Here is a 22,718-nt window from a genome sequence, read left to right as displayed (position 1 = left end):
ATTTCCGCCGCACTGCACCACAGGGATACGCAGCGCCGGCTGCGGCTGGGCGTGATGGGTGGGACGTTCGATCCCATCCATCACGGCCACCTTGTGGCCGCCAGCGAGGTGGCCGATAAATTCGGGCTCGATGAAGTCGTGTTCGTCCCCACGGGCCAGCCGTGGCAGAAGTCCAGCAAGAAGGTCAGCGAACCCGAGCACCGTTATCTGATGACGGTGATCGCGACGGCGTCGAACCCGCGTTTCACTGTGAGCAGGGTCGACGTGGACCGGCCCGGTCCCACGTACACGATCGACACCCTCCGCGACCTGCGGACGCAGCGGCCCGACGCTGACCTGTTCTTCATCACCGGCGCCGACGCCCTGGCACAGATCCTGTCGTGGAAGGACATCGACGAGCTCTGGTCGCTGGCCCACTTCGTGGGAGTTACCCGGCCAGGCCATGAGCTTGACGGCATGGGCCGGAAGGACGTCAGCCTGCTTGAGGTCCCCGCCATGGCGATCTCGTCCACAGACTGCCGCGCCCGCGTTGCTGCCCATAACCCCGTCTGGTACCTGGTGCCGGACGGAGTGGTGCAGTACATCGCGAAATACGGACTCTACGCCGCACCGGCCGGGAACAGCAGCTCCGAAACTACCGAGACAAACGATCCAGCCAGCACTGAATGAGTTTGAGATGAGTCAGGAACAGCAACCGATCCGCAGTCGTCGAGAACTGCGCAAGGCCCGGGATGAAGCCCTGGCCCAGAACCGGAACGCCGCGCCCCCGGGTGCCGGCGAGTCAGTCCCTGCCTCCAAACCGCCGGCTTCAAAGGCGCCTGCCCCAAACCCGGCGGCAGCTAAGCGCCCGGCCTCGGCAGGTACGGGCACATCAGCTCCTGCCGGCCCGGAAAAGCCAGCTCCTGCCGGCCCGGAAAAGCCAGGCACTTCGCGTGCCGCCGGAGATGCCAAGCAGGAAAATGCCGCTGAACGCGCCCGCCGGGTGGCGCCGGGCCTCGTGGATTCCTCGGCAGCCGGCTCTGCCGCCGAACGCTCGTCCCAGATCCGTGCCCGCGACAGGGCTGCCCTGCGGACCATCAAGGAGCTGTCCGAAAAGGAAGAGCAGCTTTCCGGCGGCGGCCCGCCGACGCGCCGGCAGCTGCGGCTGATGCAGCTCAAGGAGCAGGCAGTTACCTCGGCAATGCCCGTTGTGCCGCCGGCCGACGGCGCAGCCCCCACCGGTAAATCGCCCGCTTCTTCGTCTGACTCTTCCTCCGGTACGGCCGGCAAACCCGCGCCGGCGACCGGGTCCAGGCCTGCCGGCCAGCCCGCAGGCCAGACCTCCGGCGGTCCGGGTCCGCGGCCCGCCACGCCGGCGGGGAACGAATTGCCCGAGGGCATGACCGTGGAGCAGGCCCTCGAGGCGCGTACCCTCCTCGCCGAACAGGCCAAGAACCAGATCGCCAAGATGGAACACATCGCGGCGACTGACCCTGAAGCCGTGGATCCGGACATCCTGGCCCAGCAGATTGCCCTGGCCGAACGGGCCGCTGTGCTCAACAAGCGGGCCATGGCAAAGCAGAAGCTTGCCGAACAGAACACGCCCCACCCGAGCGGACAAAACGGCCCGTCCACCGCCAGCAACCTCGCCATGGTGACGCCGCTGGAATTCGAACAGGTGCCTGGTGTGGACCGTCCCGTTATGAAGCGGCCGGCCACCTCACATGTTCCCGTGGTGACCAACCCTGGTCCGCGGGTTCCGGCGCGCGGCAACCGGACAGCCAAAGCGTCCCGCCCCGCCGCGCCGTCCAGCGGGCGGTCGCGGGTCATTGCCCGGGCAGAAGCGGCCGCACGCTCGGCAGCAGCGCCTCCGGCCGGTGCCCGCCAAAATGAGGCTTGGACCGACGAGTCCGGTGAAGACGTGACCGCGCTGCCGCCAGTGTCCGCGAAATCGGCCTACGGGCTGGAGCCCCTGGACGCGGCCACCGCCGGACTCGCCCGGGCCAACCGGTTGAGGCTGATCCAGCTTGGCGTCCTGGCACTGGGTGCAATCGCCCTCGTTGCCGGCATCATCATGATCATCAGCGGCCTTTCAAGCTGACTTCAGCCAGTACCACCACCTACGCTTTTTCATCACCACAAGGAGTCCCGTGACCGCATCCGAATCGTCCGTCACCACAGCCCGGCACGCAGCCAGGGCCGCGGCGGACAAGATCGCCCAAAACATCGTCGCCCTCGACGTCAGCGAACGCCTGGCTTTGGCTGACGTGTTCCTGATCGCCTCAGCACCCAGCGAACGCCAAGTCAACGCCATAGTCGACGGCATTGAAGAGGAACTCATCAAGCAGGATCTCCGCCCGGTCCGCCGGGAAGGCCGTTCGGCCGGCCGGTGGGTCCTGCTGGATTACGCGGACGTCGTCATCCACGTTCAGCACGAGGAAGACCGCGTCTTCTATGCCCTGGAACGTCTCTGGAAGGACTGCCCGGTAGTGGACCTGCAGCTGGGAGACGACGCTTCGGCGAAGGCCCCTGCTGCCGCCGAGCAGGAGTAGCCAGCGGGACCGAATATTCCCGATTTGGAATTTTCGGAAACGCTGGTCTAAGATATTTGAGTTGCTTCGGAGAGAACCGGACGAAAGAACGGATGCCGCGTGCATAGCGCGAGGCCTGAAGCAGCAAGAATAAGGGGCTGTGGCGCAGCTGGTAGCGCACCTGCATGGCATGCAGGGGGTCAGGGGTTCGAGTCCCCTCAGCTCCACCGGATGATCCGCCGGAATCGAAAGATTCCGGCGGATTTTTCTTTGGCGGAAAGTGGCGCCGGCCGGGCTTCGGGTGCCGGTAACAACGTGATGGACGCCACATGGCGCCGATTCGCATCCTGGCGATTTCTGGACTACGCTGGTCGGGTTGCTTCGGGGAAACGCAAAGATTTCCGGAGAAACAGCTTGGGGCTGTGGCGCAGCTGGTAGCGCACCTGCATGGCATGCAGGGGGTCAGGGGTTCGAGTCCCCTCAGCTCCACCAAGTAGCCGCCTGATCACGGAACCGACCGTGATCAGGCGGCTGTTCTCGTTAAACCCATTGCCGCTACCGCGATTTTTGACGAATCTTGGATATTCCTTGGGACAGTCTTTCCCGCTTTGCCCCTAAAGTGGAGCCATGAAGACGGGAGCGGCCCTGGTGCTGTCCGTTGCAGGCATACTCGCAGCGGGCTCGGCCGCACTTGCCGTTAATACGCAGGTGCTGAACGTCTCGCCCCCGGGCACCGGAAATGCCAACATCGTCCTCCTGCCGAACGGCGCAGTGCCGCCCGTTCCCGGCACCAGCGCCGGACCGAAGGCACAGGTGCCGCGCAGTCCGGCGGCAGGCCAGAAGACCGCCGCCCCGGCAAAATCCAGCCCCGCAAAGTCCGGCCCCGCGAAGTCCGGTGCGGCCGCATCTGCCGCCGCCAAGCCGGCTCCGGCCAAAACTGCCCCCGCCACCGTACCCGGGAACGCTGGCAGTCCTGCATCGGGACCGTCATCCTCCGGCTCCGGCGGCGGAATAACGGGCGTGACGATTCAGCCCGCTCCCGCCCCGGCTGTGGTGGTTCCCGTTCAGCCGGGGGACGACAAGGGCGGCCTGCGGAAAGCGCCCGAGCCTGGTGACGACAGTGGGGGCAGCGGCGGCCACGGCGCCGACGACTGACCCTGCGCCCACGACTGACACTGAGCCCACGACTGACACTGCGCTTATCTGCGGCTCCCTGCCCGCCTTACCTTTCCTGTGCGTGCCCCTCCTGTTCACGCCGCTTCCGCCTGCCCCGCTTCCACCTGCCCCACGGCCGGGCAGGCTCCGGCACGGCCCGGCAGGGACTGCCGCACGGCCGCGGGCGGATGGTCCGGTTGAGGGGGAGAACCCCGCAAGCAATCTTGGACAAGTCTTGGATTTGCTTTGCACCTATCCTCGACAGCGAGTTCCTAGTGTGGAGCCATGAAAACAAGAGCAGCCCTCGCATTATCCGTCGCCGGCGTTCTCCTCACCGGAGGTGCCGCCTTCGCCACCACCCAGTCGCTGAGCAACACCGGCACAGGTACCAGTGACGACGCCAGGAACGTCCTCGTAACGGACGACTCGGCCACCAGAACCCCCGCCCCCGCCCCCGCCGTCAGCTCCGCCAAGGCCACCACCAAGTCCGCCGCGAAGACCAGTGACGACACACAAGCCGACGACAAGAAGGCATCAGCTGCCAAGAAAGCTTCCAAGCCTGCTGAGCCGGGTGACGACAAGGGAGGCCTTCGGACCACCCCTGAGCCCGGCGACGACAACGGCGGGTCCGTGGCAGCGCCGGCGGAAAACTTCGTTGGCAGCGGCTCCCTCTCCGTTGAACCCGGTGACGACAAGGGAGGCCTCCGGACCACACCAGAGCCCGGCGACGACAACGGCGGGCTCCGCTCAGACCAGGCGCCGCGGGTTGCTGAACCCGGCGATGACCACGGTGGACTCCGGACAACACCCGAGGCCGGCGACGACAAGGGTGGCGACCACAAGGCCGCCGAGCCAGGCGACGACAGCGGAGGCAGCGGGGGCCACGGCAGCGACGACTGAACAAGACGACTGAACAAGACGGCCGAGCAAGACGACCGAACAAGCAAGCAACCGACCAATAGCCCCAAGGGCCCTCCTGAACCCGGTGTCCAGGAGGGCCCTCCGTGTACCGAGAATGCGGGGCAGCCGGGGCTGGGACGGCGCCTAGGATGAACACATGAAGCGGATCAGCGAGCCGGGGGAGCGGCACCATTGAACGGTGGCAGTCGAAGCGGTGGCAGTGCAAGCGGTGGCACCGTCAGCGGAGGAACCAGCCGCAATGCCGACGTCGTCGTCATCGGAGCTGGGCAAGCCGGCCTCTCCGCAGCCTTCCACCTGGCCCGCCGCGGCTTCACGCCGGCCCCGGCAGCAGAACAGCCAGGCGGTGCAGTGACGGCAGCCGGTCCGGGGCGGTCGTACGCCGTGCTGGACGCCGAGGACGGGCCGGGCGGAGCCTGGCGGCACCGCTGGAAAAGCCTGCTCATGGCCACCGTCAACGGCATCAGTGACCTTCCCGGAATAGCGCAGCCGGTTGTGGACCCGGCGGAGCCAAGCTCGGCATTCCTCAGCCGCTACTTCGCCGCCTACGAGCGGCAGGTCGGGCTGGCCGCCGAGCGGCCCGTCAAGGTGCTCGCCGTCGAACGTGCGGATGCTGACCCGGCGGGGCGGCTCAGGATCACCACGTCCGACGGCGGCTGGACGGCCCGGGCAGTCATCAACGCCACCGGCACCTGGACCAGGCCCTTTTGGCCGATCTATCCGGGCCAGTTCACGTTCGGGGGCCGGCAGCTGCACGTCGCCGATTACGTGTCCGCGGAGGAGTTCCGCGGACTGCACGTCATCGTGGTGGGCGGCGGAATCTCCGCGGTCGGCCTGCTGGACGAAATCTCGAAGGTCACCACGACAAGCTGGTTCACCCGCCGCGAGCCCATATGGCGGGACGGGTTCGACAGGCAGTCCGGCCACGACGCCGTCGCCCTGGTGGAAGACCGGGTGCGGCGGGGGCTGCCGCCGCAAAGCGTCGTCGCCGCCACCGGTCTCATCTGGACCCGGCACTCCGGGCAGCAGCCGCGCGCGGCGTACTGGACCGCCGTCCGATGTTCACGGCGATAGAACCCGGCGGCGTCCGGCTTACGGACGGCGGGTTCCTCGCGGCGGATGTAATCCTGTGGGCCACCGGGTTCCGCGCCGAGCTGGAGCATCTGGCGCCGCTGCACCTGCGGGGACCAGGCGGCGGGATTGCCATGGAAGGAACGCGGGTGGCCGCGGAACCCCGCGTGCACCTGGTGGGCTACGGCCCGTCGTCGTCCACCATCGGCGCCAACCGCGCCGGCCGGGCGGCGGTGACCGAAATCCTGCAACTCCTGTCAGCCCCCGCAGCCGTGACGGATCCGCGGTAGATTTGCACGGGCAGATTCCTGCCCGGAGAACCAGCAAGGAAAAGGCGGCGGCACCACGTGACAGAAAACGGTCTGGGGCAGGTCCTGGGCTTGCTGCGAAGGCACCCTGATGTTGAGGCCGCCAACCTTCAGGCGTGGGACGCCACAGACTCCCTCCTGCTGGACGCCGCCGCGGATCGGCTCACCCCGGACAGTACGGTTGCCGTCATCGGAGACAACTACGGGGCGCTCACACTCGGGCTGCTGGCTGGCGGTGCCGGCCCACTGCCCGGCGAGGTGAGGGTGCACCAGGACCTGATCACCGGGGAGCGGGCGCTCCGCAACAATGCTGCGGCACTGGGAGTTTCGGGAGGCTTTGCACAGCTGCCGCTCGGCGCTGAGCTGCTGGCCGGCGCCGACCTGGTGTTGTTGCAGCTACCCAGGACCCTCGCCGAACTCGAGGAAGTTTCCGATTCCGTTGCCCGGCACGCGCCTGCCGGCGCGGTGTTGCTTGCTGGCGGCCGGGTCAAGCACATGTCCCTGGGCATGAACGCCGTGCTGGGCAAATACTTCGGCACGGTGCAGCCGCAGCTGGCCCGGCAAAAATCGCGGCTGCTCCTCGCGACCGGCCCGAAGCGTGCGGAAGGGAACCCGCCCTACCCCGTGACGGAACACAACGCCGAACTCGGCCTGGACATCTGCGCGCACGGGGCCGTATTCGCAGGCACCCGTTTGGACATCGGAACCCGATTCCTGCTGTCATTCCTGCCGCAGATCCCCGCCGCCGCCAAGGCCGTGGACCTGGGCTGCGGGACCGGGATCCTGGCAGCAATGTATGCCCGCCGACACCCCGGTGCCGAGGTCATTGCCACCGACCGGTCCGCGGCCGCTGTGGCGTCGGCAATGGCAACTGCCGGGGCCAACGGCCTGGCTGCCGGCATCACGGCTGTCCAGGATGACGCAATGAGCACCCTTCCTGCCGGGAGCGCCGACCTCATCCTGCTGAACCCCCCGTTCCACCTCGGTTCCAGCGTCCACGCCGGGGCGGGGCTGAAGCTCTTCGAGGCAGCCGGCCGGGTCTTGGCACCCGGAGGCCAGCTCTGGACGGTATTCAACAGTCACCTGCGTTATGGGACGGCCCTGGAGCGGCTGGTTGGTCCCACCACGGTGAGGGGCCGGAACCCCAAATTCACGGTGACCGTCAGCGTCAGGCGGGCTGCCGACTGAGCCCCGCCGGCCGTCGTCGAACGCGCCTGCACTGCCCTGAGCGTGGGGCGTACCCGTTCACCGGGGCGTAACGTACGATTCAGACATTGATAGTGGCCAACAGAAGATGTTAGGGGAATCCTTGACCGAGATCCGCCAGCCCTCGCCGAGGCGCGGAACCAACCTGCCGCGGATGGGCGACTTCAACCTGACTGTCATTCTCGATGCCATCCGCCGTGCCACCGGAGGGCTCAGCCGCGTTGAACTCGCCCAGATCGTTGGTCTGTCCCCGCAAACCATTTCGAACATTTCCCGCCGGCTGCTGGACCAGAACCTTATTGTCGAGGCGGGCAAAGAGGGCAGCGGCCCCGGCAAGCCGCGAACCATCCTTCGCCTGAATCCTGCCGGCATGTATGCGGTCGGGGTGCATCTGGACCCTGCCGTGGCAACGTTCGTCGTCCTTGATCTGTTGGGAGCAGTGGTCCTGCATTCGAGCGTGAAAACGCCGGACAGCTCCCGGCCCGAGGCGGTCATTACCGCCATTGCCGCCGAAATTGACAACCTGATCGAGGCCTCGGGTGTGGATCGCGCCAAGATTGCCGGCCTGGGCGTCGCGGCACCCGGACCTATCGACCATGACAACGGCACGGTGGTGGAGCCGCCGCTCATGGATGGCTGGGACAGTGTTCCGCTCCGGGATGCGCTGGCTGAGGCGACAGGACTGTCTGTGCTGATGGACAAGGACGTCACCAGCGCGGCCGTCGCGGAAACCTGGGCGGGCGGAGCCAGCGGCGCGGGCAGCTTTGTTTTCATGTACATGGGCACCGGCATCGGCTGCGGCATTGTCCTCAATGACGAGGTGGTCCGCGGCACGTCAGGCAATGCCGGCGAAATCGGCCACATCATCGTTGACCCGGACGGAGCGCCCTGCGACTGCGGGCTGCGCGGCTGCGTCAAGTCCACCTGCATACCCCAGGTCCTCGTCGCACAGGCTCAAGCTGCGGGCATTCTGGATGAGCCAGGAACTGCCGCCAGCAACTCTGCCGTCCAGGAAAGGTTTGCCATGCTCTGCGAAGCAGCCGACGCCGGCAACAGCGAAGCGGCTGCCATCATCGACAAATCAGCCGAACTCGTCGCCCGGGCGGCGTCAGCGGTGGCCAACACGCTGGACGTGGACCGGGTGGTGTTTGGCGGCCCCTTCTGGCCGCTGCTGTCCGCGCGCTACCTGGCGAAGGTCCCCGGCCTGATCCAGCAGAACAGCGACGCCGGCAACATCCACGCCGTCGAAGTCGTGGGCACGGGCGTGGGGGAGGACGTGGGAGCCGTGGGCGCTGCATGTCTGGTCCTCGAGCACACCCTTGCGCCCCGGGCCCAGCGGCTGCTGCTGGAGGGCTGAGCCCTAGTCGATGTCCTCGACGATTGTCCCGTAGGGAATCGTATCGTCGAGGTGCGCCTGGTGCCCCCGGGGGATGTACAGCACCCGGACACCGTGCAGCTGGTCCGCTGCCGACTGGAGGAGGATCGGACGGACCATGTCGACGAAGCTTGGGTCCTTGCCAACGAGATATTCCTCGTAGCTGGCTGGTAGCTGGATCATGGCATCAGAATAGACCTGATCGTGGGCCAAGGGGAGGGTGCCCGGTAACCTCCCGCCGGGCACCCTTTCCGTTATTGGACGCTCGTAGTGACTAGTAGCCGGGCTGAACCGTCGGGCTGTCGCCCGTAGCCGGGCTGCTGGCAGGCACAGACGTTTCAGTGGCAACCTCGGCCTTGTCCGTCTTGGCATAGACGGTCTTGCTGACCTGGTAGGCATGCTGGTCGAGTTTGAGCGCCTCCTGGTTGATTTCCTTCAGCTTGGCGTCGGTGAGCTGTTCGATCTTGGCGAGCTCCAGCGTCTCCTGGTTGTCGCCGCCCACAGCAGTCACTTTCACCAAACCCGTTCCGGCGGAGTAGAACTTCCGCTGGTGGCCTACCGCAGGCTCCAGCGGGTTGCGTTCGTCAATCACCAGCACATCGTCATAGCAGCCCGTGGGGACGCACACATGCTCGTTCTGTTTGAAGACCTGCCCGCAGTCCAGGAAGTCGACGCTCGCCGCGTGGGCCTGGACATAGCTGGGTGTGTTGATTTGGGGGTCCGCCTGCATGGCGATGCCGGCCTGGGCCTCGTCAAGGCTGTGGATGAAGGTGGCGGGGGCACCGGTGAACTTTCCGCCCTCATATTCCTCCGGGTATTCACCGAACAGCCAGACCGTGCCGCTCTCTGTCTGCGCGAAGAACGCCAGTTCGGATTCCACGAGTTCATCGCCAGCGTAGTCCCGGTCCCACAGGACCTGGGTCTTTACGCCGTCGATGACCTTGGTCAGTCCCGTCACTGAGTGGATCACCGTCCGTTTGATGTCTCCTTCGGCACTCTTGACGTCGCCGGTGGTGGTGTACTGCATGCCCGGCTTGAGCGGGAACCATTTGTTGTCCACGTTGGGTGATGACTGGAACTGGGAGATGTCAAAGTTGATCGCGGAGCCGGGACCGCAGAGCTCGTCTGCGCCGGCTGTCCCGGTTGAACCGGGGGTGGCGGATCCCGAAGCCGCAGATCCGGTGGGGGAGGCTGCTGCCGACGTCGCTGTCGGTGCGGCGGAACCGGTGGTTGCCTGCGGAGCGGAATTTTGCTGTGGGGCGCAGGACGTAACTGTGGCCAGCGCGAGGAGAAGCACTAGGGCGGAGCCCGGGGCGGACGGTGATTTGGAAAGCGGTGGTTTGTGAAGCTGGAACATCTCGGTGGCCTTTCGCCGTGGGGATTTCTGGCTTCCAGCAACTCCGCGGCGGCGTCAGTGCCGTGCCCGGCCGCAGCAGAACGCTGGCTTACCGCGCCCTGCCGGCGGGCGAATCATGGGAGGTGTAGGCTCCGGCGGGCGCGGATAATGTTCTCTCGGGACGATTCACCGAGGAAGAACCAGAAGAAGCATCCAGCCTCCTCAACCTGAGACCTTGCCGAATCCGATACGACGTGACAAAAGAATGGACTAATTTCCGCGGTTTGAAAAGAGGTACGCCCGGGCGGTGTTCGCGCACGGCTCCCGGGTACCAACAACGCTAAAGCCCCTTTTGGCGAAGATAATTCTGGACGGGCGATCCAACCGGGCGTAAAGCAGCGTCTTAATTCGGCGTCAACTTGAAGGCATCCCCGGATGGCTTCTAGAGTTCTATACAAGTTACCGAGGTAACGTGTCAGCGATCCTCCGCTGCGGATGTGCCGCCTGCCGGCCGCCAAGGAGGGTGTGGGTGCCCCCATGTGGGCCTGACATTTGCTCACGGTGGACTTCTTTACAGGCGTAACAGTCGCGGCTGCGCCCTGCCGAAGTTCGTCCCGTGTTCCCCAAACTCAATTCATTGACCGCATGCTGCCCAGGCTTCCCGCCACGGCAGCGCCGCCTTCAATGGCCCAAAGCCAAGGACGCAAATGTCACCACCAAGCCTTATTGAAACGCATCCAAATCTCTCCGACACCGCGCCGGTGGCGCTCTCCTATGAGCTGTTTCCGCCGCGTTCGCCCGCTGCCGCGGAGACCCTGTGGAACACCATCCGGGAACTGGAAGCCACCGATCCCGATTACGTGTCGGTCACCTACGGTGCCAGCGGCTCCAACCGGGATACCGCCGTCGAACTCATCAACCGCCTGGTGCTGGAGACCACCCTCCGCCCGCTTGCCCACCTGACATGTGTGGGGAACACGCCGACCGAGCTAGCAGAAATCATCGGTGAACTGCTCGACGTAGGCGTCCGCGGAATCCTTGCCCTCCGCGGCGACCTGCCCAAGGACAGCGGCGAATCCGTCAGCGGTTCGCTGCGCTACGCCCAGGACCTGATCGAGCTCATCCGCCGCGTGGAGCAGCGGCGCTCGGCACTGCTGTGCGCCGGAAAGGTTGCCGTTGGCGTGGCGGCCTACCCCACGCGGCATCCGGAATCCCCCAGCGAGGCCCACGACGTGGAAGTGCTGCTGGCCAAGCAGCGCTCCGGTGCCGACTTCGCGATCACCCAGGTCTTCTTCCGCACGGAGCAATACGCGGACCTCGTGACCAGGGCACGCCGGGCCGGCGTCACCATCCCCATCATCCCCGGCGTCATGCCGCTCACGAGCCTGCGGAGGCTCAAGCGCCTCGGCGAGCTGACCGGCGTCGAACCCGCCCCGGAGCTCATCGAACGGATGGCTGCCGCGGATACCGACGCCGAGCGGCTCCGCATCGGCGTCAGCGCAACGGTGGACCTGGCCAACGCGGCCCTGGACGCCGGCGCGCCCGGACTCCACATCTACACGTTCAATGAGCACCAGAGCGCGCTGGAGGTGCTGGACAAGCTGTCGCTTGCCCGGCCGGCACGCCCATCGAGCCGCCTGAACGCACTCGCCCGCCGCCAGCTCGCCAGCTGACCAGATTTTCCCGCCGTCAGCTCGTCCGCTGACCGCATCCGCCTGCCGTCAGCCTGCCAGCTGACCGCGCGCCTCCCCGACATTGACAGCATTTCGCAACCATTCAAGGAACTGACATGACTGAACAGAACACTGCATTCCCGTCCGCCTCCATCCTCGGCTACCCCCGCATCGGCCGCCGCCGCGAGCTGAAGAAGGCCGTTGAAGCCTACTGGGCTGGCAAGATCGACGCCGCTGCCCTGGACGCCGACGCCAAGGAGATCCAGCTGGGCACCGCCAAGCGCCTGCAGGGCCTCGGGCTTACCGAAGCAGCAGCCGTTCCGGGCACGTTCTCCTTCTACGACCAGGTGCTCGACGCCGCTGCCCACGTTGGTGCTGTTCCCGCCCGTTTCGGCAACCTCCTCAACGCCGAGGGACAGCTGGACATCGACGGCTACTTCACCCTGGCCCGCGGCAACAAGGAACAGCAGCCGCTGGAAATGACCAAGTGGTTCGACACCAACTACCACTACCTCGTGCCGGAAATCGGCCCGGAGACCAACTTCTCCCTGACCTCCAACCGCATCGTTGAAGAGTTCGAATACGCCCTCGCCAACGGCGTGGAGACCCGCCCGTACATCGTCGGCCCGGTCACCTTCCTGCTGCTGAGCAAGGCTTCCGACGACGCCCCCGCCGGCTTCAGCCCCCTGTCCCGCCTCGAGGACATCCTGCCGGTCTACACCGCGCTGCTTGGGAAGCTGGCAGCTGCCGGCGCGAGCTGGGTCCAGCTGGACGAGCCCGCCCTGGTTGTGGATCAGGACACCCCTGAGCAGGAGATCCAGGCCGCCGTAGCCCGTGCCTACGAGGTCCTTGGCGCTGCCGCCAGCCGGCCGCAGCTGTTTGTCTCCACCCCGTACGGCGCACTGAACGGCCAGCTCGGCACCCTTGCCGCCACCAACATCGAAGCCCTGCACATCGACGTCTTCAAGGGCGAGGTTCCCTCCGCCGCGGCTCTCGCTGCGCTGGGCACCAAGACCCTCGTTGCCGGCGTCGTGGACGGCCACAACATCTGGCGCAACGATCTTGCCGCCTCGGCGAACAAGATCGCCGAGCTGCAGAAGAGCGTCACCAAGCTGGCCATCAGCACCTCCACCTCCACCCAGCACGTCCCGCACGACGTCGCAGAAGAGGCCCAGCTGTCCGAGCAGCTGCGCAGCTGGTTGGCTTTCGCCGACCAGAAGGCGGTTGAGGTTGTGACCCTCGCCGGCCTGCTGACCGACGCCGCCACCGGTGTTCAAACAAGGGATGTCCAGCCGGCCATCGACGAGGCCACCCGCGTCATTGCCTCCCGCGCCGAAGCCGAGGGTGTCCGCCGCGCCGATGTCCGCGCCCGCACCGAGGCCCTGACCCCGGCCGACTTCAACCGCTCCGAGTACGCGGTCCGCGAAGCCGCCCAGGAAGCTGCACTGCACCTGCCGCCACTGCCCACCACCACCATCGGTTCTTTCCCGCAGACCCCGGAAATCCGGTCGGCCCGCGCCCGCAACAACAAGGGTGACCTGACCAACGAGCAGTACGAACAGCTCATGAAGGACGAGATCAAGCGCGTTGTTGAGCTGCAGGAAGAGCTCGGCTACGACGTCCTGGTGCACGGCGAGCCCGAGCGCAACGACATGGTCCAGTACTTCGCCGAGAACCTCGAAGGCTTCGACGTCACGGTCCACGGCTGGGTCCAGTCCTACGGCTCCCGCTGCACCCGCCCGTCCATCCTCTGGGGCGACGTCACCCGCAGCGCTCCGATCACGGTGGCCTGGGCGGAATACGCCCAGTCCCTGACCAGCAAGCCGATGAAGGGCATGCTGACCGGTCCGGTCACCATCCTGGCCTGGTCCTTCGTCCGTGACGACCAGCCGCTGGGCGAGACCGCCAACCAGGTGGGCCTGGCCCTGCGGGACGAGATCGCCGACCTCGAAGCCGCCGGCATCAAGATCATCCAGGTTGACGAGCCTGCCCTGCGTGAACTGCTCCCGCTGCGCAAGGCAGACCAGGCCGCCTACCTCGACTGGTCCGTCAACTCCTTCCGCCTGGCCACGGCCGGTGCGGCAGACGCCACGCAGATCCACACCCACCTGTGCTACTCCGAGTTCGGCGTGATCATCGACGCCATCGACGGCCTGGACGCCGACGTGACCTCGATCGAAGCCGCACGCTCCCGCATGGAGGTTGTCCACGACCTCGAGTCCCACGGCTTCGGCCGCGGCGTCGGACCCGGCGTTTACGACATCCACTCGCCGCGCGTCCCGGGCGAGCAGGAAGTCACCGAACTGCTGAGCACCGCTGTGAAGCACGTTCCTTCCCGCCAGCTCTGGGTCAACCCGGACTGCGGCCTGAAGACCCGCGGCTACGCCGAGACCGAAGCGTCCCTGCGCAACCTGGTCGAGGCCACCAAGACGGTCCGCGCTGAGCTGCTCGAAGGCGCCAAGTAGGAAAAGGCACCACATACGACGGCGGCTGGTCACCTAGGTGACCAGCCGCCGTCGGTACGTTTAATCATCGATTGCTAAGTAGATGCCCTTTTCACCGCCCAAAAGGGCAGTTATGGAGCAAACGATGAGGAGTTCAGGACTCCCAGACGATTTCGTCGTCCACGACGCCGTCCTCGTCCGCGGACGCCACCAGAACCTCGTCGGTGAAGTGCTCACCCAGGGTGAAATCCAGGACGAAGTAGCGTTCGGGCTGGCCGGGGTAGATTCCCACGTGGCCGAGTTTCAGGGCCTTGAGGAACACCGCATTGGTGAGCTGGCTTTTCTCCTTGACGCCGAAGACCTTCTGCAGGTGCTCGTCCTTGATGGCGTTGCAGTGGAAGCGGAGGTACTCCTGCGGGCTGGTGCCCTCCTGCTCGAGTTCCTCGGCAATCATCTCCCTGACCTCGTCCACGAGTTCGGGGAGGTACCGCAGCCGGTAGTCCACCTTGTGCATGGCCGCTTCGTCGAAGTGGTCATGGGCGTTGATGTTCAGGTCCAGCTCAAGGCGTTGTCCGGCCAGCTCGTGCTCCGCGGCAACGTTATGGTCCCTGCCGTGGTTCAGCTCGATTACTCCGAAGTGCTGGCTCGCTACCTTGGTGGTCATATCTTCAACATAGACCCGAAAAGCAGAGCATTCCAGCATCGGGGATCATTTAACTGACTGCCCCAGGCCGCCCATCGTTTCGGCCAGCAGGTCAACGAACAGCTGCACCCGGGCCGTCTTCTTGTCGTTGATGAGCAGCGCGAAGACGTTGCGGGCCAGCCGGATTTCCGGAACGTCCAGCACCACGACGCCGGCCGGCCGGTGCAGCAGCGCAAGTTCCGGCACCAGCGCTGCCCCCAGTCCGGCGGCCGCCATTTCAAGGCTGGCATGGAAGTCGTCGCTGTAGGCCACCACGCGCGGGTGGAGGTTGCAGCCGCCGAAGAGCCGCTCAATGACGGTGGCATCGCTTGTGCCGGGGTGGTGCATGATCCACGGCATGTCCGAGAGATGGTCCGCCGCCACCTTCGCCTCGCTGCGGAATCCCCAGCCGGCGGGGAGGACCACGCGGAAGTTGTCGTCGCCGATCCACTGCCGGTTGATGGTGTGGGGCCAGGCCAGCCCGGACTGTCCCACCTGGTACACCAGCGCCACGTCGGTGTCGCCGCCGGTGCGCAGCCCCTGGATGGTCTGGGCAGGTTCGGCGACGGACACCCGCAGGTCGATGCCCAGGTCCTTCCATGCGGGACTGCGCAGGATCCGCGGCAGCACATAGGTGGCGAGGCTCGGGAAGATGCCCAGCCGGAGCTCCTGGCTCGTGGCGTCCTGCGTTTTGGAGGCCGCGGCCATCAGTGCCTCGATGTCCGTCAGGACCTTGGCGGCGTGGCGGGCCATCACCATGGCCGCGTCCGTAGGGACCACACTCCGGGCGGAGCGCTGGAACAGGCGGACGCCCGTGTCACGCTCCAGTGCGGACATCTGCTGGGACACGGCAGAGGCGGTATAGCCAAGCCTGCTCGCCGCGGCCGCGAAGGAACCCAGCCGCGTCACCTCAAGGAGTGTCCTCAAATGCACGGGGTTGACCACCAGCCAACCTTACTGCGGCTGCGCAGCGGCAGTAAAAGCGGTGGAAAAAAGCCCACCCATCCGGCACGCAGTACTGCTCCGAATAGCCCGTAACTACCAATTCCCCGGCAACTGTTCAGCAGAGGAGCAAAGATTGTCACCGAGCCCAGCATGGAGTGCAGACGAGAGGCGGCGCGTCGCCGTCGTCGGAAGCGGGGTGGCGGGCCTGACGGCCGCCCATGTTCTCAGCCGCCGGGACCACGTGACCCTCTTCGAGGCGGATTCCCGGCCGGGCGGACATGCGCACACGCACGACGTCCCGCAGGAGTCGGGAAGCCTCGCCGTGGATACCGGCTTCATAGTGCACAACAACCGCACCTACCCGAACCTCATCCGGCTGTTCGCGGAACTCGGCGTCGAGACGCAGGATTCGGACATGACCATGAGCATCCGCTGCGACGGCTGCGGCGTGGAGTACGCCGGGGCCAAGGGCGCATCGGGTGTCTTTGCCCGGCCTGCCAACCTCGCACGGCCCCGGTTCCTGTTGATGCTTGCCGAGATCCTGCGGTTCTGGCGCAAGGCGCGGGCTCTGCTGGCCGTCGGGCCGGGCGGCGAGGGACAGGAGGAAACGCTTGGCGAGTTCCTTGCCCGCGAACGCTTCAGCGACTACTTCACCTCACACTTCATGGCGCCGGTGGTCAGCGCGGTCTGGTCCTGTGACCCCACCACCGCCCTTGCCTATCCGGCCCGGTACCTCTTTACCTTCCTCGAACACCACGGCATGCTCGGCGTCAAAGGCTCCCCGCAGTGGAAGACAGTGAAGGGCGGGTCCCGGCGCTATGTTGATCGTGTGGTCGCAGGTCTCCAGGATGTCCGCCTCTCCAGTCCTGTCCTTGCCGTTCGCCGGATCCCAACCGGAGTGGAGATCACGACGGCGGCCGGAACCGAGCACTTCGACGCCGCGGTCATCGCGGCGCACCCCCGGGAAGCACTTGCCATGATGGCGGAACCGACGCCGGCGGAGGTCCAGGTTCTGGGGCACATCCCGTATTCCGTGAACCACATCAAGTTCCACCGTGATCCGGCGGTCCTGCCGCGCAGCGGGGCCGCCCGCGCGTCGTGGAACTACCGGCTGCCGTCCTGCGCCGCCCGCCCTGGGCACGTGCTGGTCAGTTACGACCTCACCCGGCTGCAGCGGCTCACCCCCGACGACGGCGGCAGTTACATCGTGAGCCTCGGCGAATCGGCACTGATCGATTCGGAGTCCGTGCTGCAGGACCTCGTGTACGAGCACCCCCAGTACACGCCTGAATCCATGGCCGCCCAGGAGCGCCTCGGGGAGCTGGGCGATCACCGGCTGGCTTTCGCGGGCTCCTACCACGGCTGGGGATTCCACGAGGACGGCGCCGCCTCCGGTGTCCGGGCTGCCGCCCAGCTTGGCCGCGAGTGGGAGGACCCGTTCGCTCTTGTCCCGGACCCAGCGGCTACGGACGCCGGGCAGGCCGCGGAGCTGGTCCCGTGAGTGCGGCCATCTACCGGACCAGCATCCGCCATGTGCGCCGGGATCCGCTGAAGAACGCCTTCACCTACCGCAGCTACAGCTGGTATGTGGACGTCGATGACCTGCCACAGCTTGCCTGGTGGCTGCGGCCCCTCGCCGGCTTCCATGCGAAGGACCATCTGGGGAACCCCAAGGCGAGCATCCGTGAGAACGTGGACCGCTTCCTCGCCGTGAACGGCGAAGAGCCCGACGGCGGCACGGTCACCATGCTGGCCAACGCCAGAGTGCTGGGACACGTCTTCAACCCGATCAGCATCTTCTGGTGCCACCGTTCCGACGGCGCGCTGCGTGCTGTCATCGCCGAGGTCCACAACACCTACGGCGAACGGCACTGCTACCTGCTACACCCGGACGCCGCCGGCCGCGCGCGCACCGACAAGGAATTCTTCGTGTCCCCGTTCAATGAGGTGGACGGCAGCTACCGGATGAGCCTGCCCGAACCGGCGGGAGAGCTCGCCGTGGCAGTGGTGCTGGAGCGCCCGGGGCGGAAGCCTTTCACCGCCACCATGACCGGCGTCCGGCGCCCCGCCACAGCGGGCAGCATCCTGGCTGCGGCGGCCGCGGTTCCGCTTGCCCCGCTCCGCCTGGTACTGCAGATCCGCTGGCAAGGAATCAAACTCTGGGCCCGCGGGTTGCCCATCACCAACCGTCCCGACCACCGAGCACAGGAGGCCGTTTCGTGACTCTCACGGATCCGTCATACTCTGACCCCTCTTACAGGGACCTTCCACACAACACGCCAGGCGAGGCCTTCCGGGTACCGCCGGCGCCGGCGACCGTCGACGCAGCGGTGTGGCCCGGCGTCGCCCGTCCGCCTGCAGGGATGAAGGCGCAGGTGGCCGGCAAGGCTGCGGATTCACTGTTCCGCGCGGCGGTCCGCCGCCTGCCGCTGCGGGTGGAATACCCCGACGGCACAGTACTGGGCACCGGCGGCGCAGGCGCGCCGGTGATGACCGTGGTGCGCCCGGTGGACTTCGCGGTCCGGATCGGCGGCAACGGGCTGATCGGGCTGGGGGAGTCCTTCATGGCGGGGGACTGGGAGGCATCCGACCTCGCCGCCGTCCTCGAGGTCTTTGCCTCCTCGGTGGACACGCTCATCCCCGCGCCGCTGCAGAGACTCCGGAGCCTGTACCTGCCGCGGGCGCCCCGGCAGGAGCGCAACACCGAGCAGAATACCCGCGGCAACATCTCCCGGCACTACGACCTCTCCAACGAGCTGTTCGGCAGCTTCCTGGACCGGACCATGAGCTACTCCTCGGCGCTCTTTCCGGCCTCGGCGGGCCAGCTGGCAGAGGTGGGGTGGGACGCCCTGGCTGCAGCCCAGCACGCCAAGATTGACAGGCTGCTGGACAAGGCCGGAGTGGGGGAGGGCACCCGGCTGCTGGAGATCGGCACGGGCTGGGGCGAACTGGCCCTGCGGGCCGCAGCCCGGGGCGCCACCGTGTACACGGTGACCCTCTCCAGTGAGCAGCAGGCGCTCGCGCAGCAGCGGATCGAGGAAGCCGGCTTCTCCGGGCAGGTCACTGTGGGCCTGCAGGACTACCGCGCGGTGGAAGGCGACTACGACGCCGTCGTATCCGTGGAGATGATCGAAGCGGTGGGCTACGAGTACTGGCCCGTCTACTTCCAGACCATCGACCGGGTGCTGGCGCCCGGCGGCAAGGTGGCCATCCAGGCCATCACCATGCCGCACGGCCGGATGCTCGCCACCCGCAACGCCTACACCTGGGTGCACAAGTACATCTTCCCCGGCGGGTTCCTGCCCTCCGTGCGGGCGATCGAGAGCGTCACGGAGCAGCACACCACCCTCCGGGTCCGTGAGCGCACGGGGATGGGCGACCACTACGCCGCCACCCTAAGGCTGTGGGAGGAGCGGTTCCTGCAGCATGCGCAGGAGGTGCGCGAGCTCGGATTCGACGAGGTCTTCCAGCGGATGTGGCTGTTCTACCTTTGCTACTCCCGGGCCGGATTCCAGTCCGGATACCTGGATGTGCAGCAGATCGTCCTGGACCGCCGGGAGGCTCAGCTCTAGCGGCCGGGAGGTTCAGCTCCAGCCTGGCGTCTGCTTAATCACAGTGGGGGTCCCGAAGCGTGCTTCGGGACCCCCACTGTTGTGTTCCGGCCCACTCGGAAGGTGCCGTCCGGGGTGCCACGACACGCCGTCGCCGGGACGACACGCTGGGGTTTAAATGTGGCTAAGTACTCCACAGGGTGTGGATTCCGTCCATCAAAAACCCGGAAATACGGACATTTTGAGGGCACCGGCCTGTGGATTAAAAGTGCATTAAATGACATACTTGTAATACATCATCTTGGGGTCCCATTCGGGGCCGCGCACTACATGTAGTATCGACATACAGATTGAGCGGGAGACCGGCGCAGCCAGTACTGGACGGTAAGGTCCGGGCAGAGTCCACCGCTACGATGCCAGAGATTTCAATACCGAGACACCAGCAAGGTCTCAGAAGAGTGCAGCAGCAGTGACTTCAACAAAGGGGACAGGAACCATGACCGTTACGGTTTACACCAAGCCGGCCTGCGTACAGTGCAACGCCACCTACCGTGCACTGGACAAGAAGGGTATCGCCTACCAGAGCGTGGACATCTCCCAGGACGCGGACGCCCTTGAGCGCCTGAAGTCGCTCGGATACATGCAGGCGCCGGTCGTCGTTACGGACCAGGACCACTGGTCCGGTTTCCGCCCGGACAAGATCGAAGAGCTGGCGCTGAGCGCCTCCGCTTCTGTGGCCTAAGGCTACGCCCACGCCGTTTCCGGCAGAGAATTCGCACGTAGATGAGGTGACTCCCATGGCCGCGCCGGCACTTGCCGATGCGCCGGCCGCAGCCCGTGCTGCGGACACGACGCCCGTCAACCAGACACCGCCCGTGAACCAGACTCACAGCCGCCTCATCTACTTTTCCTCGGCCTCCGAAAACACCAGCCGCTTCATCGCGAAGCTTGGTGCGGACGCGGCCAGGATCCCCCTGCACGCCAAGGATGAACTCCTTGTTGCCTGTGAACCGTTCGTGCTCGTGGTCCCCACCTACGGCGGGACGGGCGGTGAGGGCTCAGTGCCCAAGCAGGTCATCAGGTTCCTGAACAACCCGGACAACCGGCGCCTGCTCCGCGGCGTCATCGGGGCCGGAAACACGAATTTCGGGGACAACTACTGCATGGCGGGCGACATCATCGCCGCCAAATGCAGGGTCCCCCACCTATACAGGTTTGAACTCATGGGTACGCCGGAAGACGTCTCCCGTGTACAAGAAGGATTGGAAGAGTTTTGGACACGACTGTCGCAGACACAGAAGTAACCAGGCCCGAAGGAAAGGACGCGTCCATGGACACGGCTGTTGAAAAGCAGGAGAAGCCGGCGCTCCCCGCTGCCTACAAGGGTTTGGGTTACCACGAGCTGAACGCGATGCTGAACCTGTACGGTCCGAACGGGGAGATCCAGTTCGAGGCTGACCGCGAGGCGGCCCACCAGTACTTCCTGCAGCACGTGAACAACAACACCGTGTTCTTCCACGACCTTGAGGAAAAGCTCGAGTACCTCGTCAAGAACGAGTACTACGAGCGCGAAACCCTCGACCAGTACACGATGAACTTCATCCGGGAGCTCTTCAACCGCGCGTACAAGAAGAAGTTCCGGTTCGAGACGTTCCTGGGTGCCTTCAAGTTCTACACGTCGTACACGCTGAAGACGTTCGACGGCAAGCGCTTCCTGGAGCGCTACGAGGACCGCGTGTGCATGGTTGCCCTGCACCTGGCCCGCGGCAACGAGCAGCTGGCCACCCAGATGGTCGACGAGATCATCGAGGGCCGCTTCCAGCCGGCCACCCCGACGTTCCTGAACGCCGGCAAGAAGCAGCGCGGCGAGCTGGTCTCCTGCTTCCTCCTCCGCATCGAGGACAATATGGAGTCGATCGGCCGCTCCATCAACTCCGCGCTGCAGCTGTCCAAGCGCGGCGGCGGCGTGGCGTTCGCGCTGACCAACATCCGCGAGGTCGGTGCGCCGATCAAGCAGATCGAGAACCAGTCCTCCGGCGTCATCCCGGTAATGAAGCTCCTCGAAGACAGCTTCTCCTACGCCAACCAGCTCGGTGCCCGCCAGGGCGCCGGTGCCGTGTACCTGCACGCCCACCACCCGGACATCTACCGGTTCCTGGACACCAAGCGGGAGAATGCGGACGAGAAGGTCCGCATCAAGACCCTCTCACTCGGCGTCGTGATCCCGGACATTACGTTCGAGCTGGCCAAGAAGGACGAGGACATGTACCTGTTCTCGCCGTACGACGTCGAACGCGTCTACGGAATGCCGTTCTCCGACGTCTCGGTCACCGAGAAGTACTACGAGATGGTGGACGATTCCCGGATCAAGAAGACCAAGATCAAGGCGCGCGAGTTCTTCCAGACCCTCGCCGAGATCCAGTTCGAATCCGGCTACCCGTACATCATGTTCGAGGACACCGTTAACCGGGAGAACCCGATCGACGGCAAGATCATCATGTCCAACCTGTGCTCGGAGATCCTCCAGGTCTCGCAGCCCACGACGTACCACGATGACCTGTCCTACGACGAGACCGGCAAGGACATCTCCTGCAACCTGGGCTCGCTGAACATCGCGAAGACCATGGACTCGCCGGACTTCGGCCGGACCATCGAAACGGCCATCCGTTCTCTTTCGGCTGTTTCGGACATGTCCAACATCACCTCGGTGCCGTCCATTGCCCGCGGCAACGACCAGAGCCACGCGATCGGCCTGGGCCAGATGAACCTGCACGGTTACCTGGCGCGTGAGCGGGTCCACTACGGCTCCGAAGAGGGCCTGGACTTCACCAACATCTACTTCTACTCCGTGGTGTACCACGCGGTGCGCGCGTCGAACCTGCTCTCCATCGAGACCGGCCAGACGTTCGGCGGCTTCGAGAAGTCCAAGTACGCCTCGGGCGAGTTCTTCGACAAGTACACCGAGCAGGAGTGGGTGCCGCAGACCGAGAAGGTCAGGGAGCTCTTCAAGGACGTGCACATCCCCACCCAGGATGACTGGCGCGCGCTGAAGGCCTCCGTCATGGAGCACGGCATCTACAACCAGAACCTGCAGGCCGTCCCGCCCACCGGTTCGATCTCCTACATCAACAACTCCACCTCCTCGATCCACCCGGTGGCGTCCAAGATTGAGATCCGCAAGGAAGGCAAGATCGGCCGCGTCTACTACCCGGCGCCGTACCTGACGAACGACAACCTGGAGTACTACCAGGACGCGTACGAGATCGGCTACGAGAAGGTCATCGACACTTACGCTGCTGCCACCCAGCACGTGGACCAGGGCCTGTCCCTGACGCTGTTCTTCAAGGACACCGCCACCACCCGCGACATCAACAAGGCGCAAATCTACGCGTGGCGCAAGGGCATCAAGACCATTTACTACATCCGTCTCCGCCAGCTCGCGCTGGAGGGCACGGAGGTGGACGGCTGCGTCAGCTGCATGCTTTAATCTTCAACTACATCGTCACTGTACGACGGCGGGCGCCCGCCCGCCGTCGTACGCTTT

At 65.7% G+C, this 22,718-nt stretch carries 19 protein-coding genes, 2 tRNA genes and 1 pseudogene; 18 read left to right on the top strand and 4 right to left on the bottom strand.

Features of this window, described 5'->3' with window-relative positions; all coding sequences use genetic code 11:
* Window positions 1-12: 12 nt before the first annotated feature.
* From nadD to ACHMXB_RS07910, 10 genes and pseudogenes are all read left to right on the top strand, one after another.
* Window positions 13-669, top strand: a complete 657-nt coding sequence (gene nadD, locus ACHMXB_RS07955) for a nicotinate-nucleotide adenylyltransferase (protein ID WP_395405185.1) — start codon at window positions 13-15, stop codon at window positions 667-669.
* Window positions 670-676: 7 nt separating this feature from the next.
* Window positions 677-2,080 (top strand): hypothetical protein, encoded by a 1,404-nt coding sequence (locus ACHMXB_RS07950; protein ID WP_395404264.1) that lies wholly within the window; start codon window positions 677-679, stop codon window positions 2,078-2,080.
* Window positions 2,081-2,129: 49 nt separating this feature from the next.
* A complete protein-coding gene (gene rsfS / locus ACHMXB_RS07945; protein WP_395404262.1) occupies window positions 2,130-2,531 on the top strand; it encodes a ribosome silencing factor in 402 nt (133 codons plus the stop codon).
* A 133-nt stretch (window positions 2,532-2,664) separates the two neighbouring features.
* Window positions 2,665-2,737: transfer RNA gene (locus ACHMXB_RS07940), tRNA-Ala, on the top strand.
* A gap of 189 nt (window positions 2,738-2,926) precedes the next feature.
* Window positions 2,927-3,002, top strand: a tRNA-Ala gene (locus ACHMXB_RS07935).
* A gap of 135 nt (window positions 3,003-3,137) precedes the next feature.
* Complete coding sequence (locus tag ACHMXB_RS07930; protein WP_395404260.1) at window positions 3,138-3,665, top strand: hypothetical protein; 528 nt, start codon at window positions 3,138-3,140, stop codon at window positions 3,663-3,665.
* A gap of 285 nt (window positions 3,666-3,950) precedes the next feature.
* Entirely contained in the window at window positions 3,951-4,565 is a 615-nt protein-coding gene (locus tag ACHMXB_RS07925; RefSeq protein ID WP_395404258.1) for a hypothetical protein, read from the top strand.
* Window positions 4,566-4,841: 276 nt separating this feature from the next.
* Window positions 4,842-5,944, top strand: a pseudogene (locus ACHMXB_RS07920) (NAD(P)-binding domain-containing protein).
* Between the two features lie 57 nt (window positions 5,945-6,001).
* Window positions 6,002-7,150, top strand: a complete 1,149-nt coding sequence (locus tag ACHMXB_RS07915; protein WP_395404256.1) for a class I SAM-dependent methyltransferase — start codon at window positions 6,002-6,004, stop codon at window positions 7,148-7,150.
* Between the two features lie 121 nt (window positions 7,151-7,271).
* A complete protein-coding gene (locus tag ACHMXB_RS07910) occupies window positions 7,272-8,525 on the top strand; it encodes an ROK family transcriptional regulator (protein WP_395404254.1) in 1,254 nt (417 codons plus the stop codon).
* A gap of 3 nt (window positions 8,526-8,528) precedes the next feature.
* On the opposite strand, the gene ACHMXB_RS07905 is transcribed toward ACHMXB_RS07910, so the two are convergent.
* Together ACHMXB_RS07905 and ACHMXB_RS07900 are read right to left on the bottom strand one after the other, a co-directional pair.
* Entirely contained in the window at window positions 8,529-8,726 is a 198-nt protein-coding gene (locus ACHMXB_RS07905) for a hypothetical protein (RefSeq protein ID WP_102972413.1), read from the bottom strand.
* 91 nt (window positions 8,727-8,817) lie between these two features.
* Window positions 8,818-9,900 (bottom strand): hypothetical protein, encoded by a 1,083-nt coding sequence (locus ACHMXB_RS07900; protein ID WP_395404252.1) that lies wholly within the window; start codon window positions 9,898-9,900, stop codon window positions 8,818-8,820.
* 686 nt (window positions 9,901-10,586) lie between these two features.
* On the opposite strand from ACHMXB_RS07900, the gene ACHMXB_RS07895 reads away from it, so the two are divergent.
* Together ACHMXB_RS07895 and metE are read left to right on the top strand one after the other, a co-directional pair.
* Window positions 10,587-11,552, top strand: coding sequence for a methylenetetrahydrofolate reductase (locus tag ACHMXB_RS07895; RefSeq protein ID WP_111905617.1), 966 nt, complete (start codon window positions 10,587-10,589; stop codon window positions 11,550-11,552).
* 116 nt (window positions 11,553-11,668) lie between these two features.
* Complete coding sequence (metE, locus tag ACHMXB_RS07890; RefSeq protein ID WP_395404249.1) at window positions 11,669-14,017, top strand: 5-methyltetrahydropteroyltriglutamate--homocysteine S-methyltransferase; 2,349 nt, start codon at window positions 11,669-11,671, stop codon at window positions 14,015-14,017.
* Window positions 14,018-14,150: 133 nt separating this feature from the next.
* On the opposite strand, the gene ACHMXB_RS07885 is transcribed toward metE, so the two are convergent.
* Complete coding sequence (locus tag ACHMXB_RS07885; protein WP_307029055.1) at window positions 14,151-14,660, bottom strand: DUF2004 domain-containing protein; 510 nt, start codon at window positions 14,658-14,660, stop codon at window positions 14,151-14,153.
* A 45-nt stretch (window positions 14,661-14,705) separates the two neighbouring features.
* Window positions 14,706-15,623: a LysR family transcriptional regulator gene (locus ACHMXB_RS07880; protein ID WP_395404247.1), complete on the bottom strand. Its 918-nt coding sequence runs from the start codon at window positions 15,621-15,623 to the stop codon at window positions 14,706-14,708.
* Window positions 15,624-15,756: 133 nt separating this feature from the next.
* Between ACHMXB_RS07880 and ACHMXB_RS07875 the strand changes: the two genes are divergently transcribed.
* From ACHMXB_RS07875 to nrdE, 6 genes are all read left to right on the top strand, one after another.
* On the top strand, window positions 15,757-17,124 hold the full coding sequence (locus tag ACHMXB_RS07875; protein ID WP_395404245.1) for an NAD(P)/FAD-dependent oxidoreductase: 1,368 nt from the start codon (window positions 15,757-15,759) through the stop codon (window positions 17,122-17,124).
* The gene (locus ACHMXB_RS07870) at window positions 17,121-17,846 is read left to right on the top strand and encodes a DUF1365 domain-containing protein (protein ID WP_395404243.1); all 726 of its coding nucleotides are present in this window, start codon (window positions 17,121-17,123) and stop codon (window positions 17,844-17,846) included. Before ACHMXB_RS07875 ends, ACHMXB_RS07870 begins: the two co-directional genes overlap by 4 nt.
* A 107-nt stretch (window positions 17,847-17,953) precedes the next feature.
* Entirely contained in the window at window positions 17,954-19,195 is a 1,242-nt protein-coding gene (locus ACHMXB_RS07865) for a class I SAM-dependent methyltransferase (RefSeq protein WP_395405183.1), read from the top strand.
* A gap of 475 nt (window positions 19,196-19,670) precedes the next feature.
* Entirely contained in the window at window positions 19,671-19,916 is a 246-nt protein-coding gene (gene nrdH / locus ACHMXB_RS07860) for a glutaredoxin-like protein NrdH (protein ID WP_076802586.1), read from the top strand.
* Window positions 19,917-19,971: 55 nt separating this feature from the next.
* Complete coding sequence (gene nrdI / locus ACHMXB_RS07855) at window positions 19,972-20,478, top strand: class Ib ribonucleoside-diphosphate reductase assembly flavoprotein NrdI (protein ID WP_395404240.1); 507 nt, start codon at window positions 19,972-19,974, stop codon at window positions 20,476-20,478.
* Window positions 20,479-20,504: 26 nt separating this feature from the next.
* Window positions 20,505-22,661, top strand: coding sequence for a class 1b ribonucleoside-diphosphate reductase subunit alpha (gene nrdE, locus ACHMXB_RS07850; protein ID WP_395404238.1), 2,157 nt, complete (start codon window positions 20,505-20,507; stop codon window positions 22,659-22,661).
* The last annotated feature ends 57 nt before the right edge of the window (window positions 22,662-22,718 follow it).

The sequence above is a fragment of the Arthrobacter sp. UC242_113 genome, from assembly GCF_044054585.1.
Lineage (GTDB): Bacteria > Actinomycetota > Actinomycetes > Actinomycetales > Micrococcaceae > Arthrobacter.
This window is presented reverse-complemented; position numbering and strand designations above follow the sequence as displayed.